Origin of the sequence: Thiopseudomonas denitrificans (assembly GCF_002866065.1) — a bacterium.
In the GTDB taxonomy this organism is placed as follows: domain Bacteria; phylum Pseudomonadota; class Gammaproteobacteria; order Pseudomonadales; family Pseudomonadaceae; genus Thiopseudomonas; species Thiopseudomonas denitrificans.
Genome location: NZ_LNJZ01000006.1, coordinates 22,171 through 37,944 on the forward strand (window position 1 = coordinate 22,171; position 15,774 = coordinate 37,944).

The window sequence follows — 15,774 nt, forward strand, 5'->3', positions numbered from 1 at the left end:
GCCGGATTTGTCCATCCTCGTGCCGGCTGCCGAACCGCACAACCCGCCCCTTATCCTGCGGTAGCAACACTGCCGGCCGGACAAAACAGGTCATCAAGCCGCTCAATCAGCTCCAGTGGCGGCTTGACAAAGTGCAGCCCCTGCTCGCGCCCTTCCACGCCGCGCAGAAACAGATAGGCCACCCCGCCAACATCCCTCTCGTAGCTGTAGCCCGGCAGACGGCTGCGCAGCAAACGATGCAGCGCCAGGCTGTACAGGGCGTATTGCAAGTCATAACGGTGCTTGAGCACGCAGGCATCCATGGCCGCTGCGGTATAGGCCGCCGCCGTGTTGCCCAGCCAGTTGGACTTGTAATCCGCCAGGTAATAACGGCCATCCTGCACAAACAGCAAGTCGATGAAGCCCTTGAACATGCCGTTGACCTGCGTTGGCAACAACGCCGGCCGCGGCAGGCCCGGCAAGACATGCTCCTGCACCAGCTCATCCAGCTGCCGGCTGGACACATGATGACTGGCAAACCAGAACTCCATCTCATTTTGCCAGCCGTCCAGCGCACCCAGGCAGAACGCTTCCCGGCCCTCGACCCGGAAGCCGGTTGCCAGAAAAGTCTCCAGCCAGCCGACCAGCATCTCCGCATCCCCCGGATAGCCGCGCTGGCGGCACAGGTTCTCCACCATGCGGCTGCGCAAGGCTGCCGACTCCAGACAATCGGTCTGCATGGCTTTTTCCAGCAAGACATGCAAAAAGGTGCCTGGCCGTGCGCCCCGCGCAAAGGCATGAATGCCCTCCAGCGCAGCGGACGCCTGATCCGGCGCAGGATCGTCCCGCTCGTCATCCTGCAGGACCTGCGCGGTTTGCGACTCGGGCGCCCGCACATGTACGCCCCGCGCATCCAGCGCACTGTAAGAGGCGATCCACCAGGGCTCATGCCGCAACGACGGGGCCGGGCGACACTGCGGCACAAAGCCGTCCGCCGGAGCCTGCCAGCTGTCGTCCGATGGCAGCGGTGCCGCCATGCCGGCAATCTGGCCGTCCACCAGCTGTGCAATGCCGCCATCCAGATCGCCACCCAGCACATGGCCGATCGCACTGGCGGCAAAAGCCTGATTCAGGTTGGCCACACCGAGCCAGCACGCATGCCGGGAACGGGTCAGCGCGACGTAGAGCAGGCGCAGATCCTCGGCCAGCCGTTCACGCTCCAGCGCTTCCTGCAGGCCGGGCTCGTCCGGTGTCTGGCACATGCGTCGCTCCCCGCCGACACTGACCAGATCGCCCTTTTGCGCTTTGGCTTCGCGGTAGCTGCAAATGAACGGCAAAAACACCAGCGGATATTCCAGCCCCTTCGACTTGTGAATGGTCACCACCCGCACCAGTGCCGCATCACTTTCCAGACGCAATACCTGCTCCTCGGCCACACCGGAAGGATCGGCATGGGCCTGCTGCAGGAACTCCAGCAGCGCCGCCTGGCCGTCCAGCTCGCGAGCGGCCTGCTGCAACACCTCGGACAGGTGCAGCAGGTTGGTCAGCGCACGCTCGCCCTGCAGCGCCTGATGCAGCCGTTGTGGCAGGTTGTAGTCGTGCAGCAGCTGGCGCAGCATCGGCAGCACACCCTGTTGCTGCCACAGCTGCTGGTAATGCTTGAAGCGCAGCACACTCTGCTCCCACAACAGCTCGTCCTGCTGCAGGGCATCCAGCTCGGCCAGGCTCAGGCCCAGGGTGCTACTGGCCAGTGCAGCCTTGAGCGCGCGCTCGTCTTCCGGCTGCAAACAGGCCGCCAGCCAGAACTGTACATCCTGCGCTTCCCGGCTGGCATATACCGAATCCTTGTCGGACAGATAGACCGAGCGCACTTGCCGCTGCAGCAGCGCCTCGCGCACTGCCCGCGCCTCGTTGCGGTCACGCACCAGCACGGCAATGTCGCCGGGTGCCAGCCGCTGCAGACTGCCGTCTGCAGCATAGCCGGCACCCGGATCATTGAGCAGGCGCACGATCTCGCTGGCACACACCTGAGCCATTTGTTGCCGGTAATCCTCTTTGCTCCAGCCTTTGTCATCATCCCGGTCAGCCATGCGCCAGAAGGTCAATGCCGGCAGCGGCTGACCAGCCGCCTGCCACGCCTCCTTGCGGCCATTGGCCCGCACCGGCACAAACGGCAGCGGATTGTCACCATCAGCCTGGCGGAACAGGAAGGCACCGCTGCCACTGTTGTCCTCGGCCTGCAGAAACACCCGGTTGACCGCATCAACCATGCCCTGGCTCGAACGGAAGTTGGTGTCCAGACTGTAGTGCCGGCCGCTGGTATGCGCCCGCGCTTTCAGATAGGTATGAATGTCGGCACCACGAAAGCTGTAAATCGCCTGTTTGGGGTCGCCGATCAGGAACAGGCCGGTATGTGCGTCGTTTTCTTCCAGCCGGTACACCCGGTCGAAAATATCGTATTGCACCGGGTCTGTGTCCTGGAACTCGTCAATCAGCGCCACCGGAAACTGCTGCCGGATGATTGCCGCCAGTGCCGCGCCCCTGGGCGAGTGCAAGGCAGCCTGCAGGTTCAGCAGCATGTCGTTGAAGCCGATCTCGGCCCGTTGCTGCTTCTCCTCGGCGAAACGCTGGCGCACCCAGCGGGCGGCATGCCAGAGCGCCCGGTCCGGCACCAGTGAAGCCAGAGCGGCCAGCCGTGCCGGCAGGGTCTGCATGTCATCCAGCGCCGGATGCTGCGGCGGCAGGTGTGGCGCTTTCCAGCACTCGCTCCAGCCGTCCGGCGTCAGGCGGTTGATCGCCGGGTCGCTGAGGCCGATATCCAGTTCGCCGGGGTTCTGGCACCAGTTGCGCAGTTTTTGCAGCCATTCCTGCACCCGGCCGGCCTGCAGCTTGCGCCCATCGACCTGTTTGGCGGTGATCGCCGCCATTGCCAGCTGCTCCAGCTCATCTACCCAGCCCAGCCAGGGTTGCTTGATGGCGGCAAGCTGTGCGGCCATCTCCTCCCCTCCCTGCTGCAACAGCAGCTGCAGGCTGCCATCACCCGCTGCCGGCAGCTCCACTTCGGTGGCCTGCACCGGGCGCGCCAGCTGTTGCCACAAGAGCTGTGGCGTCCCCCAGTGCTTGCGCACCCACTCCACCTGCGGCGCGGCCAGCGGATAGCACTGCTGACGCCAGTAATCCCTGACCACCTGCAGATACAACCGGCCCTGGCTGCCCTGCACTTCCTGGTCAAACAGGCTGCCACTGGCAAAGGCATGCTCGCGCAACATGCGCTGGCACCAGGCGTGGATGGTCTGAATCGCCGCTTCATCCATCCACTGCGCGGCATTGTCCAGCCGGTAGGCACAGGCCGGCCATTGCTCCGCCGGATAATCCGCCTGCAACCGGGCCAAAAAGGCATCCGGCTGTTGCTGGCCGCGAAACACCCGTGCCGCCTCCACCAGACGCGCCCGGATACGGTCACGCAGCTCGCGCGTGGCCGCTTCGGTAAAGGTCACCACCAGGATTTCCGGTGGCATCAGGAAACGGTGAAACGCATGCTCACCGCCATGCTGCAGCACCAGTCGCACATAGAGCGCAGCGATGGTATAGGTCTTGCCGGTACCGGCACTGGCTTCAATCAGCCGGCTGCCGGACAGGGGAAACTCGGGCGGCGACAAGGGCTGTGGCGCACTCATGCCAGATACTCCTCTTGTGGATAGGCAATAAATTCGGGCTCCAGCTGCACCAGCCAGCTATACAATTGTTGCGCCAGGCTGACAAACTCGCCACCGGCATGCAGGGCGGCAAAATCGGCAAACTGGCGCTGCAGGACCGCTTCGCGATCACGCTCGCCAACCGACTGGAAGCCGCCCTCATAGGCCGCTTGCGCCGCCTGCAGGCACTGTTCCGGGCTTTTGCCGGCAGCATCCTGCACCAGCCAGGCCATGGCGCTGGCAAAGGCCACCGGCAACGGCCGGCACATGCCCTCGTGATAAACCGCCAGCCAGCTGTCCAGCTGCCGGCATGCCTGTTCCCGCGTCATCGGCTTCAGCCGTGACTGGCCGTCCTCGCCATAAATGTCCGTGGTGACACTCAGGCCGGCCGCGTGCAGCAGCACATGATCGAACGCGGGTCGCAACAGGCGGCTCCAGCGCCACTGCTTTTTGCTGTCACGCAGCGCACCGGTGACCAGCACCGGTACTGCCGCCTGCCCCGTATCGCCCGCCAGCCGGAATACCCCGCCCAGCCAGCTTTGCAGCCTCAATGAAGGCCCGCCGGCCTCCAGCAACAGTGGCGTTTCGTCTGCCACCAGTGTCTGCAGGCGCTGACGGTACTGTTCAAGCTGCACGGTCAGCGGCTCGACCAGTTGCTCGACCAGCTGCCGGCCAAAATCCAGCATGGGCAGCTCGCCACTGCGCTGCATGCGCGCCGCTTCTTCCTGCATGCCGGCCAGCAGCGTCCCCCCCGTACCGGCCGCCTGTAACAGCCGGCTTTTCACCGCATAGCTGTCCAGCGCGTCCAGCGCAAAGGGCTCATCGTCCTGCATTTCTTCCGCTTCGTGACGCAAATAGACTTTGAAGCGCTGGGCAAAAAACTGCTGCACCGGCCGCCGCACAAAACGGAACAGGGCATCGCCCGACAGCGGCTCGTCCTGCTGCAGCGCCGGCAAGGGGCCGTTCTCAGCCGTTGCCGTCAGTGGCTCATGCAGCACCTGCCATTCGGCCGCATGGGTGAACAGCCGTGCATCCTGTCCGGAGAAATACGCCGCACTGAACGGTTGCAGCCCATGCTCCGTGGTCAGGGCCTCGTCCAGCGGGGAGCCGTCGACACTTTGCCAGCCCTGCGCCAGATGGTCACGCAACTGCGCCACCAGCACCGACGGCGTGCACTCGCTGTTGTCCTGCACGTTGCGCCCGACCCAGCTGATGTACAGCATCTGGCGGGCGGCCAGCAGTGCTTCGAGCATCAGGTAACGGTCGTCCTCGCGTCGCGAACGGTCGCCCGGGCGGTAACTGCCGGCCATCAGGTCAAAGTCCAGTGGCGGCTGGATGCGCGGATAGTCGCCATCATTCATGCCCAGCAAACACAACATGCGAAACGGAATACTGCGCATCGGCATCAGCGTGCAGAAATTGATCGCCCCGGCCAGAAAACGCTGGCTGTCACGCCCGTTATCGAGTTCGCCAAGCCAGGCTTCACGCACCACATCCAGCGGTAGAGTGCCAGTGGCTTCGTGCCCGTCACCCTCGCCGGTACCAAAACGGGCATCACGGCAGGCCTGCAGCCAGCTGTCCAGTGCATTCTGCAACTGGTCAACCAGCAACTGTTCGTCCTGCGTGTCCGGCGCGAAAAAATCATCCAGCAAACGATACAGCACCCGGCCCCATTGTTCCGGCAGACGGGGCGTACGCAACTCGTGCTCCACTCGGCACAGCGCCTGGAACAGCAGATACAGAGGCCCCAGCGCTGCCGCTTCCAGCCCGGCGACCTCGCCATAAGGCTCGATTCCCTCCAGCGTGCCGGCCGGGCCCATGGCATAACCGGCCAGCATGCGCTGCAGACCAAATAGCCAGGTGTTCTGTTGCAGCCCGTGCGGCAGACCGAAAGATGCACGCTGAGCGGCATCCAGCCCCCAGCGCACGCCGGCGCCATCCAGCCAGCGCTGCAGCAAGGGCAGATCATCCGCCCGCACGCCAAAACGGCTGCGCACCGCCGGCACATCCAGCAAGGTCAGCACATGGCTGCGCGTGACACGCAGTTGCGGCAGCTGCAACAGCAATTCCAGCGCAATCAGCAGCGGTTCCTGCCCGCGCTGGCCCTGATCGGATACGGCAAACGGCAAATGACGTGGCTGCCCCGGCCGGAACTGGCCAAACACCGCCTGGATATGGGGGGCATAACGGTCAATGTCCGGCACCATGACTATCACGTCCCTGGGCTGCAGATCGGGATACCGGGCAAAACGGTCCAGCAGCTGGTCATGCAGCACTTCCACTTCGCGCTGCGGGCTGTGTGCACTATGAAAACGGATCGACTCGTCCTGCTCCACATCGACTGGCGGCCACAGCTCGCGGGTTTCCCGTAGCGGGCGCAAGTTGAGAATGTCACTGTGCAACCGGGTCAGCAGGCTGTCCGGCCGTTCTTCGTGAAACAGGTCAACCTGCTGGCGGTGCTCGGCAAAATGGGCAGCATAGCTATCGCGGTTGTCATGCTCTTGCAGCAGGGCAATATAATCCCGCCCCTGCTTGCCCCAGGCCGCCAGCAGCGGATGCGCATGCTGATGCAGCTCTTCGGCAGCCAGTTCCGCCGGCATGCCGCTGCGCCGCTGGTGACGGGCCAGGCTGCCGCGCAGCAGGTCCCGGTCGGCCACGATATCGCCCCAGTAATACTGGCAAGGGTTATGCACACACAGGATCACCTGGCTGAAACGCGCCATGGCTGCCAGTGCCTCCAGCGTTTGCGCCGGCAACGAGGAAATACCGAATACGATCACCCGTCGCGGCAGCCCCGCCGGCCGTTCGTCGCAGCTTTTCAGCGCCTGCACAAAGCGCGGATGCACACTGGCCCGGCTGCCGTTGAGCGCCTCATGGCCGATATCCTGCAACAGGCTGCGCCACAATTGAGCCTGCCAGGCCAGTGTCTGCAGACGGATCTGCTCATCCGTAGCGACGGTGCCGGGCGTCAGCTGCAGCAGCCCGTCCCGCCCGTCTATCCGGTCAATGCCGGCGGCCCAGTCCGTGAGCCAGTCGGCCCGGTATACCTGGTACTGGTCAAAGATGTCGGCAATGCGCTGGCACAACTGGTACAGCTTGCGCTGGCCGGTATCCTGCGCCAGAAAACGCCGTAGCGGCACAAAGTGCGGCTCGGCAAGCAAGGCCGGCAGCAACCGCATCAACCGCCAGACCAGGTTGGCCTTGTCCAGTGGCGAATTGTCGGCAACCCCCTCATCGGTCAGCACACTGCGGTAGCAGTGCCAGAGAAAACGCGCCGGCAAACTGACGCCAATCGACGCGGCAATGCCCAGCCCGTTCTCCCCGGCCAGCGCATGCTTGAGCCACTGCGCCATGCCATTGCTTTGAACCAGGATGACTTCCTGCTCCAGCGGCTGCAGCGGATGCTCCTTCATCCAGTACACCAGCACATCGCGCAATTGTTCCATCTGGTTGGCGTGAATCACCATGAAACCCGGAGTCAGGCAAGCCTGTTCCTGCATATATAAATGTCCCTGAAAAAATATTTAAACAACATCATGCCAAGTTGATTTTTTTGCCTCGGGCGCGGCCGCAACAGCAAATCGTTCAGCATGTAAAAATGATACCCGCCCGCTACATCGGCAAACACGGACGGACCGCCACAAGCGGCTGCACACGGCACCTGCAAAACCGGAGGGGCCGGGGATTCTGCAACTTATTCAGCATCCATTAAGCTGGCGGAATTGATTAAAGGCAACTATTACATAATAATTTGTTCCGGCTGGCAAAAGCGGCGCTTACCAGCTTGACCTTTTACCGTGAATCGACCAATGTCTAAATGACTCGTGCCGCGTGTGCGTGTTCTAGTACAACCGCTTGATTTCAGCAACAACTTAACTGTGTTTCCCCCCGGAGATAATAACTAATGAAACTGAAAGCAATCGCTCAAACCGTGAGCCTCAGCGCACTGGGTCTGGCTCTGGCCGTTCCAGCGCAGGCTGCCTTCATCGAAGACAGCAAAGCCAGCCTGGAGCTGCGCAACTTTTACATGAATCGTGATTTCCGTCATGACACTGCAACCCAAAGCAAAGCTGAAGAGTGGGCGCAAGGCTTCCTGTTCCGCTTTGAATCCGGCTACACCGAAGGCACCGTGGGTGTAGGTGTTGATGCCATGGGCTTTGCTGGCTTCAAACTGGACAGCGGCAAAGGTACTTCTAATACCGCCTTGCTGCCACGTCATGACGATGGCCGCGCACCAAGCAGCTATGGCGAACTAGGCGCCACCTTCAAGGCCAAGCTGTCCAACAGCACGCTGAAAGCAGGCACTCTGATGCCGAAGCTGCCAACCGTATCTGCTGGCGACTCCCGCCTGCTGCCACAAACCTTCACCGGCGTGCACGTCAACAGCCAAGAAATCAACAATCTGACCGTTGATCTGGGTCGCCTGAACCGTGTCAACCAGCGCAACTCCACCGATCGTCAGCATATCTATGCGACAATCGGGCAAGGCACTGCTGTTGACAAAAATGCAGGAAAAGCTGGAAAGGCTGTTAATCTGAGCAAAAACGCAACCAGCAAGTTCGACTTTGGTAGCATTAGCTACAATTGGGGTGATACTGGCCTGAAAACCGCTTATCACTACGGCAACCTAAACAATGTCTACAAACAGCACATTCTGAACGGTGTCTACACTCTGCCGATCACTGACGGCCAGTCTCTGACCGCCGATGTACGTTACGCCAAAACTAACGATGACGGCAAAAGCAACATTGATAACAAAGCAATTTCTGGCCTGCTAAGCTACAAACTTGGCCATAGCAATTTTGCTCTGGGTTATCAGAAAATGTCCGGCGATACTGGCTATGCCTACATTGCTGAAACTGACCCGTTCCTGGCTAACTACGTTCAGATTCGTGACTTTGCCGCCACCGATGAGAAGTCCTGGCAGGCTCGCTTCATCCACGACTTTGCAAGTGTAGGCGTACCAGGTTTGACTCTGATGACTCGCTACATACGTGGTACCAACATCTACATGGGCGCTAACAAATCACGCGGAAGCGAATGGGAGCGTGATACCGATATCGGCTACGTCTTCCAAGACGGCACCCTGAAAGGTCTGGGTATCAAGTGGCGCAACGCTACTCTTCGTTCTGACGTTGCTCCCAGAAAAATCGACGAAAACCGTCTGATCGTTAGCTACACCATTCCCCTGATGTAATCCCTACATCTCTGGAACCACAAACCCGCCTTCTGGCGGGTTTGTGCATTTTGGCCTATATATTTTTATATACAGCGACATATTTCCTGCCAGCAGCCAGTGCTGACATCTTTTTTACTGCAGACAAATCCTTCGCACCCTACAGCCTGGCGGCAGTATCCGCGGGAACTCCGGTGGTTTGCCACACGCCAACCTATACTATAGTATGCCCATCATTAGTAAGGCTTATGACCCCAAGGAGACTGCCGAATGAAGACCACCCCACTGGCCAAAGCCATTGCCTGCGCAAGCCTGACCAGCCTGTTTGCGGCCGTTCCATCCATGGCGTCTGCCGCTTTTCTTGAAGACAGCAAAGCCAGCCTGGAATTTCGCAACTTCTACATGAATCAGGACACCCGTCATAACGACGGTGCGGGCAAGCTCGGCGGCAACAAGACCAAACAGGAATGGGGCCAGGGCATCATCCTGCGCTACCAGTCCGGCTACACCGAAGGCACCGTTGGTGTTGGTGTTGATGTATTCGGCGCCCTGGCCTTGCGCCTCGATGGCGGCCATAACCGTAGTCCGGACATGTTTCCCCAGCGAAAAAATGGCACCCACTCTGACCGTGAATTCACCAAGCTGGCAGCCACGGCCAAATTCAAGGCCTCGGAAACCGAACTGAAAATCGGCGGCCTGATGCCGCGCTTCCCGGCCATCCAGGCCAACCTGGAAGGTCGCCTGCTACCACAAACCTTTACCGGCGGCCTGCTGACCAGCAAGGAAATTGCCGGATTGACCCTCAACCTGATGCATCTGGACAAGGTCAACAACCGCGCATCCACCAATCATGAACGCATGGGTCTGGACCAGCGTGGAGGGCAAAGCAAAGGTATCACCATCAAGGGCAAAACCACCTCTAACGCCTTTGACATGGCCCACCTGAACTACCAGTTCACCGACAGCCTGTCCGCCGGTTACTCTTTCTCCCGTCTGGATAACCTGTACAAGCAGCATCTGATCAACGGCGTACACAACTGGAACCTGGGCGACAAGCGCTCGTTGCGTACCGACCTGCGTGCTGCCCGCTCCAGGGACGATGGTCGTACCAACATAGACAACAAGGCTTTCTCCGGCATGGTTACCTATAGCTTCGGTTTCAACAAGCTGGGCCTGGGCTACCAGAAAATGACCGGTGATACCGGTTACGCCTTTGTTGCCGGCACCGACCCGTTCCTGGCCAACTATGTTGCCAACCGCGACTTTGCCGCCAAGGACGAAAAGTCCTGGCAGATCCGTCATGACTACAACTTTGCCGGCCTGGGCATTCCCGGCCTGACCATGTTCAACCGCTATGTCAAGGGTACCGGTGCCGATCTGGGTGCCAACAAATCCGAAGGCCGCGAGTGGGAGCGTGACCTGGACGTGACCTATGCATTCCAGGAAGGCGCACTGAAAAACTTCAGCGTACGCTGGAGAAACTCCACCATCCGCTCCAACGTGACCAAGAGCACGGATGAAAACCGCCTGATCCTGACCTACACCCTGCCGCTGATTTGATTCGCGGCCTGCAATAACAGACAAACCCGCTCCGGCGGGTTTGTCTATTTTGGCCCCCTGCTGCTGCCCCGTGAAAGCATAATCGCTCATGTCTGGTAGTCACGGGCCGGTTTCGCGCTAGAATGCCTTCTTACCTGCACCTCACACCACAGGAAGCATCATGGACTGGAACCAGCTACTCACCCGCGAACGCCTGGGCAAAATCGCCACCAGCCCGGACGAGATCGGCCGCAGCCCCTTTCACAAGGATCATGACCGGGTGATTTTCTCCGGTGCCTTTCGCCGGCTGGGTCGCAAGACCCAGGTACACCCGGTATCCAGCAACGACCTGATCCATACCCGCCTGACCCACTCACTGGAAGTCAGCTGTGTTGGCCGTTCGCTGGGCATGATCGTGGCCGAGATGCTGCGTGACGAGCTGCCGGCCTGGAGCGAAACCAGCGACCTGGGCATGATCGTGCAGTCGGCCTGTCTGGCCCACGACATCGGCAACCCGCCCTTTGGCCATTCCGGCGAGGACGCCATCTGCCACTGGTTCCGCCAGGCCCGCGACAAGGGCTGGCTGGACGGCATGGATGAAGCGCAGCAAGCGGATTTTCTCAATTTCGAAGGCAACGCCCAGGGCTTTCGGGTGCTGACCCAGCTGGAATACCACCAGTTTGACGGCGGCATGCGCCTGACTCACGCCACGCTCGGTGCTTTCCTCAAGTACCCCTGGACAGCCCAATACGCCAGCCAGGGCCTGTTCAAGCTGAACAAGTTCGGCTGTTACCAGAACGAACTGCACCTGCTGGAAAGCATCACCGAAAAACTCGGCCTGCCACAGCTTGACCGCCAGCGCTGGGCGCGTCATCCGCTGGTGTATCTGGTCGAGGCTGCTGATGACATCTGTTACGGGCTGATCGACCTGGAAGACGGCGTGGAAATGGATCTGCTGGATTACAGTGAAGTTGAACAGCTGCTGCTTGACCTGGTCGGCGATGACTTGCCCGAAACCTATCGCCAGCTCGGGCCAAATGACTCGCGCCGGCGCAAGCTGGCCATTCTGCGCGGCAAGGCAATCGAGCACCTGACCTTTGCCGCCGCCCATGCCTTTGTCGAGCAACAGGAGCTGCTGCTGGCCGGCAGCCTGCCCGGAGACCTGGTGCACCACATGCGCGACCCGGCCCGCTCCTGCATTCTCAAGGCCAAACAGCTGGCGCGGGAGAAAATCTTTCAAGACAAGCGCAAGACCCTGCACGAGATCGGCGCCTATACCACGCTGGAAATCCTGCTCAATGCCTTCTGCGGCGCGGTACTGGAGTTCCACAGTGGCCAGCCGCTGTCATTCAAGAACCAGCGCATTTTCGATCTGCTCGGCAACAGCGCACCACAAAAAGGCTGGACGCTGTATCAGTCATTTTTGCGGGTGATCGACTACATTGGCGGCATGACGGACAACTACGCCACCCAGATGGCCAGGGAAATGACCGGTCGCTCCAGCCCGACCTGAGCCGCCTGAACGCAAAAGCGGATTGATCTGCAGCCTAGCCTGTTCAGGCCGTGACGACACATCAATCCGCTTCTGCTTGAAGACTGTACCCTGCCGGCAATCAGGCGGCGCTGTCGGCCACCACCACTCCGGTGGTTTTTTCCTTTTCAGCCTGTACTGCTTGCGCCTGTTCCAGCTGCTCCTGCAGCTGCATCAGCTTTTTCGCCTGTTTTGCCGTTTTGCGCTTGTAGTGGCCCAGCGGCAGCCAGAAGGTCAGGCCGGCAAAGAAGGCGCCGGCAACAAAGCCGGCGAGAATGGTAAAGGCCAGTGGCAAGGCCGGGCTGCTGTAGCCGAGAAAGCCCAGCTCGACCTGTTGCTTGTTCTCCAGGGTGAACAATAACACCACCACCGCCAGCAACAGGCAGACCAAGGCTATAAAGGCACGTCTGACTTTTCGCATTACAATCCCCTTGATTCAGAACTGACTGAGAAACCGGCTAACTTTCACCATTGACCCTGTCACGCAATTCCTTGCCGGGCTTGAAGTGCGGTACGTACTTGGCCTCCAGCTCGACCGGCTCGCCGGTTTTAGGGTTGCGACCCATGCGTGGCGCACGGTAATTCAGGGTAAAGCTGCCAAACCCCCTGACCTCGATCCGGCCTCCTTCGGCCAGGGTCTCGGTCATCTGCTCCAGCAGGGTTTTCACCGCCAGCTCGATATCACGCACCGGCAGCTGATCATAGCGGCTGGCGATGCGTTCGACGAGTTCTGATTTTGTCATTAAATGCCCCTTGTCTCCGGGTGATCAGATATGGACCCGCAAATCCTTGCACAGTTTGCGCTCAAGGTAAACACTTATTTATAAAAGGAAAAGCCCGATTTATTGGTAATAGGCGTTATCCCGGAAACTGTGGTCGGTGACATCACGTACGCCTTTTATTTCGGGAATCCGCTCGCACAGGGTGCGCTCGATTCCTTCCTTCAGCGTCAGGTCGGCCTGGCCGCAGCCCTGACAGCCACCACCAAAGCGCAAAATGGCAATGCCGTTATCGATATCCACCAGGCTGACCTGACCACCATGACTGGCCAGACCGGGGTTGATTTCGGTCTGGATGTAGTAGTTGACCTTGTCTTCCAGCGGGCTGTCCTCGTTGACCATCGGCAGCTTGGCGTTGGGTGCCTTGATGGTCAGCTGGCCACCCATGCGGTCGGTCGAGAAATCAACCACGGCCTCAGCCAAAAAGGGAATGCTCGGCCGATCGATCCAGGCCGTGAACTCGGCATAACCGATGACTTCGTCCTCGGGGTTCTGATCATCGGGCTTGCAGTAGGCCAGGCAGGTTTCCGCGTAAGGAGTGCCGGGCTGGGTGATAAAAATACGCACGCCAATGCCGGGGGTGTTCTGTTTGCTCAGCAAGTCGGCCAGGTATGTTTGTGCTGCTTCGGTAATGGTGATAACGCTCATGATTGCTCCTCGCAAGAATGCGGGCAGTGTACGCAACTTTACGGAAAAAATAAAGACCAAGCCCACAGCTCGGGTATTACAAATAAAAGGGGCCAGGTCCATTTAATTGCCCAGCCAAATCGCCCTGAGCCTTTAGCTCCTTGGTCTAGCTTGCATGACCGCCGGGTCGCTGTTTGAATCCGGCAACCAATCCCGGAGAGTTCACAAGGACAACAATAATGAAAACCCTGGAACAACAACTGGCCGGCTACGCTGCCTATCACCGTGACCGGCGCAACATCCTCACGCACTTCGTCGGCATTCCCATGATCGTGCTGGCGGTGGCCATCCTGCTGTCACGTCCGGGCATGCAGAGCGGCGGCCTGTGACTGTCTCCTGCCCTGCTGACGGGCATGATCGCGGCGGTATATTACCTGTTGCTGGATCTGCGTTACGGAGTGCTTATGGCTGTCACCCTGGCTGTAACCCTGTGGCTCGCTGCACAGGCCGCCCAGTTATCGACATCCGGCTGGCTGGGCTGGGGTCTGGCGTTGTTTGTCATCGGCTGGGTGATCCAGTTCATCGGCCATCATTACGAGGGGCGCAAGCCGGCGTTTCTCGATGACATCATGGGGCTGGCCATCGGCCCGCTGTTTGTCGCCGCCGAGCTGGGCTTTCTGCTCGGCTGGCGCAAGGATCTGGCGGACCGGATCGACCGCCACTTCAAGGTTGAAACTCTTCCTCAGTAATCATCAAAGGCCGGATACTGGCTGGCGGGATCATCACCGGTTTTCCCGTCAGCCATGTCGTTTTCATCAGCCCGCAGGCGGATCGCCGTGATGCGCGGACGCTCGCCGGCATCAAACCAGTGGCGGATACCGGCCGGCAACGCCAGCAGGTCGCCCTTTTCGCACATCAACGCGTATACCTGTTCATCCACCCGCAGATGGAACAGACCGCGCCCGGCCACCAGCAGCCAGGCCTGCGCTTCCCCGGTGCGCTCGGCAAGCAGGGCGGCGCGCTGCGCATCCCGCACTTTCTGTGGCTGGCTTTCGTCCTGCCGGAACACATCAGCCAGCACGTAGCCGTGCAGCTCGCGCAACCGCCCGATTTCACCCTGGCAGGCAGTCAGCACCTGGTCAACGGGTGTCTCCGCAGTCACCGACGGGGCCGGCTCACGACGTTCGAAAGCGACGCCGATGGCGGCCAGCTCACGGGCAATATCCTCGTGATGGTTCAGCAGCTTCGTCGGCTGCCGGGTGTTGCTGCTATGAAATACACACAGATGACTCATGCTGTTCCCTTCTCAGACCAAAAAACAGGATAACGCCGGCCAGTGCTGCCGCCGCACTGGCCACGGTAAAGGTGGTGGCCGGCCCCGCCGGCTGCCACAGGTAACCGGCATAGAGGGCACCCACCGCCGCGCCGACACCGGACAGGGAGACATACAGCGCCTGTCCCATGCCCTGCCGGCCGACCGGAAACTGCTGCTGCACAAACTGCATGGCACCGGTATGGAAGCTGCCAAAGGTAGCCGCATGCAGCAGCTGGATCAAGAGCAGCCAGATGATCTGGTCGGCCAGATGGCCCAGCATCAGCCAGCGTAGCGCCGCCAGGGCAAAGCTGGCCAGCAGCACCTGGCGCACGCTGAAGCGCAGCAGGATACGCGGCATCAGCAAAAACAGCACGATTTCCGCCAACACGCCCAGCGACCACAGCCAGCCGGTGACCGTACGGCTATAGCCCAGCTCGCCCAGGTAGATCGACAAAAAGCTGTAGTAAGGACCGTGAGATACCTGCATGAGCATCACGCCCAGATAAAAAATCCAGACCGGCCGGCGTTGCAGGATGGTCCTGATGCCGTCTCCTGCGGCATGGGTGCGCCGGCTGTACTCTCCTGCTGTTGCCGGCACCAGCATGCTGCTGGCCAATATGCCGAGCATGATCAGGCACACCAGCAGCGGGTAGCCGCCCAGCCCGTAAAGGTCGAAGCTCCAGCCCATCAGCACCACGGTGACGATGAAGCCGACCGAGCCCCAGACGCGAATCTTGCTGTAGCGCTCCGGCTGGTGCCTGAGATGGGTGAAGGTCAGCACCTCGAACTGCGGCAGGATGGCATGCCAGAAAAATGCGTGCAGCAGCATGACCAGCACCAGCCAGCCATAGTCCTGACGAATGAAGATCAGCGCGAAACCGGCCAGCGTCAGCAGCGCGCCCCAGCGCACGATCAGCAGCCGCCGGCCGGTACGGTCGCCCAGCCAGCCCCACAGATTGGGTGCCAGGCAGCGCATCAGCATCGGCAGCGCCAGCAATTCGCCGATCCGGGCCGGTGAAAAGCCCAGGTATTCCAGATACAGCGGCATGAAGGGTGCCACCGCACCCAGCAAAGCAAAGTAGAAGAAATAGAAATTGGATAGTCGCCAGTACGGCATGGTGCTCAATGTCCGA

General features: G+C 60.4%; 10 protein-coding genes and 1 pseudogene. 4 read left to right on the plus strand and 7 right to left on the minus strand.

The genetic code is table 11. From position 1 onward, the window contains the following. Positions 1 to 50: 50 nt before the first annotated feature. Positions 51 to 3,656 (minus strand): exodeoxyribonuclease V subunit beta, encoded by a 3,606-nt coding sequence (gene recB, locus AR306_RS05355; RefSeq protein WP_101496535.1) that lies wholly within the window; start codon positions 3,654 to 3,656, stop codon positions 51 to 53. Then, positions 3,653 to 7,174, minus strand: a complete 3,522-nt coding sequence (gene recC / locus AR306_RS05360) for an exodeoxyribonuclease V subunit gamma (RefSeq protein ID WP_101496536.1) — start codon at positions 7,172 to 7,174, stop codon at positions 3,653 to 3,655. The genes recB and recC overlap by 4 nt, the downstream gene beginning before the upstream one ends. A gap of 404 nt (positions 7,175 to 7,578) precedes the next feature. Here recC and AR306_RS05365 point away from each other — a divergent pair, with 404 nt between their 5' ends. The 3 genes from AR306_RS05365 to AR306_RS05375 all read left to right on the plus strand — a co-directional run bounded on the left by AR306_RS05365 (position 7,579) and on the right by AR306_RS05375 (position 11,902). Continuing rightward, entirely contained in the window at positions 7,579 to 8,871 is a 1,293-nt protein-coding gene (locus tag AR306_RS05365; protein ID WP_101496537.1) for an OprD family porin, read from the plus strand. 249 nt (positions 8,872 to 9,120) lie between these two features. Further along, the gene (locus AR306_RS05370) at positions 9,121 to 10,410 is read left to right on the plus strand and encodes an OprD family porin (RefSeq protein WP_101496538.1); all 1,290 of its coding nucleotides are present in this window, start codon (positions 9,121 to 9,123) and stop codon (positions 10,408 to 10,410) included. Between the two features lie 160 nt (positions 10,411 to 10,570). Then, positions 10,571 to 11,902: a deoxyguanosinetriphosphate triphosphohydrolase gene (locus AR306_RS05375; RefSeq protein ID WP_101496539.1), complete on the plus strand. Its 1,332-nt coding sequence runs from the start codon at positions 10,571 to 10,573 to the stop codon at positions 11,900 to 11,902. A 100-nt stretch (positions 11,903 to 12,002) separates the two neighbouring features. Here AR306_RS05375 and AR306_RS05380 read toward each other — a convergent pair whose 3' ends face one another. The 3 genes from AR306_RS05380 to nfuA form a co-directional block, all read right to left on the minus strand. Next, positions 12,003 to 12,341, minus strand: coding sequence for a lipopolysaccharide assembly protein LapA domain-containing protein (locus AR306_RS05380; protein WP_101496540.1), 339 nt, complete (start codon positions 12,339 to 12,341; stop codon positions 12,003 to 12,005). Between the two features lie 37 nt (positions 12,342 to 12,378). Then, entirely contained in the window at positions 12,379 to 12,663 is a 285-nt protein-coding gene (locus tag AR306_RS05385; protein WP_101496541.1) for an integration host factor subunit beta, read from the minus strand. A 99-nt stretch (positions 12,664 to 12,762) separates the two neighbouring features. After that, the gene (nfuA, locus tag AR306_RS05390) at positions 12,763 to 13,347 is read right to left on the minus strand and encodes a Fe-S biogenesis protein NfuA (RefSeq protein ID WP_101496542.1); all 585 of its coding nucleotides are present in this window, start codon (positions 13,345 to 13,347) and stop codon (positions 12,763 to 12,765) included. Positions 13,348 to 13,565: 218 nt separating this feature from the next. Between nfuA and AR306_RS05395 the strand changes: the two are divergent. Continuing rightward, positions 13,566 to 14,075: pseudogene (locus AR306_RS05395) on the plus strand (Mpo1 family 2-hydroxy fatty acid dioxygenase). Here AR306_RS05395 and AR306_RS05400 read toward each other — a convergent pair. Together AR306_RS05400 and AR306_RS05405 are read right to left on the minus strand one after the other, a co-directional pair. After that, on the minus strand, positions 14,069 to 14,620 hold the full coding sequence (locus AR306_RS05400; RefSeq protein WP_101496543.1) for an acireductone dioxygenase: 552 nt from the start codon (positions 14,618 to 14,620) through the stop codon (positions 14,069 to 14,071). The pseudogene AR306_RS05395 and the gene AR306_RS05400 overlap by 7 nt on opposite strands. Next, positions 14,595 to 15,767: an MFS transporter gene (locus AR306_RS05405; RefSeq protein WP_101496544.1), complete on the minus strand. Its 1,173-nt coding sequence runs from the start codon at positions 15,765 to 15,767 to the stop codon at positions 14,595 to 14,597. Before AR306_RS05405 ends, AR306_RS05400 begins: the two co-directional genes overlap by 26 nt. Positions 15,768 to 15,774 lie beyond the last annotated feature (7 nt).

What these genes read in the sequence shown, in the direction of transcription:
- recB (WP_101496535.1), bottom strand. Translation starts at nt 3,656, where the DNA reads ATGAGTGCGCCACAGCCCTTGTCGCCGCCCGAGTTTCCCCTGTCCGGC.
- recC (WP_101496536.1), bottom strand. Translation starts at nt 7,174, where the DNA reads ATGCAGGAACAGGCTTGCCTGACTCCGGGTTTCATGGTGATTCACGCC.
- AR306_RS05365 (WP_101496537.1), top strand. Translation starts at nt 7,579, where the DNA reads ATGAAACTGAAAGCAATCGCTCAAACCGTGAGCCTCAGCGCACTGGGT.
- AR306_RS05370 (WP_101496538.1), top strand. Translation starts at nt 9,121, where the DNA reads ATGAAGACCACCCCACTGGCCAAAGCCATTGCCTGCGCAAGCCTGACC.
- AR306_RS05375 (WP_101496539.1), top strand. Translation starts at nt 10,571, where the DNA reads ATGGACTGGAACCAGCTACTCACCCGCGAACGCCTGGGCAAAATCGCC.
- AR306_RS05380 (WP_101496540.1), bottom strand. Translation starts at nt 12,341, where the DNA reads ATGCGAAAAGTCAGACGTGCCTTTATAGCCTTGGTCTGCCTGTTGCTG.
- AR306_RS05385 (WP_101496541.1), bottom strand. Translation starts at nt 12,663, where the DNA reads ATGACAAAATCAGAACTCGTCGAACGCATCGCCAGCCGCTATGATCAG.
- nfuA (WP_101496542.1), bottom strand. Translation starts at nt 13,347, where the DNA reads ATGAGCGTTATCACCATTACCGAAGCAGCACAAACATACCTGGCCGAC.
- AR306_RS05400 (WP_101496543.1), bottom strand. Translation starts at nt 14,620, where the DNA reads ATGAGTCATCTGTGTGTATTTCATAGCAGCAACACCCGGCAGCCGACG.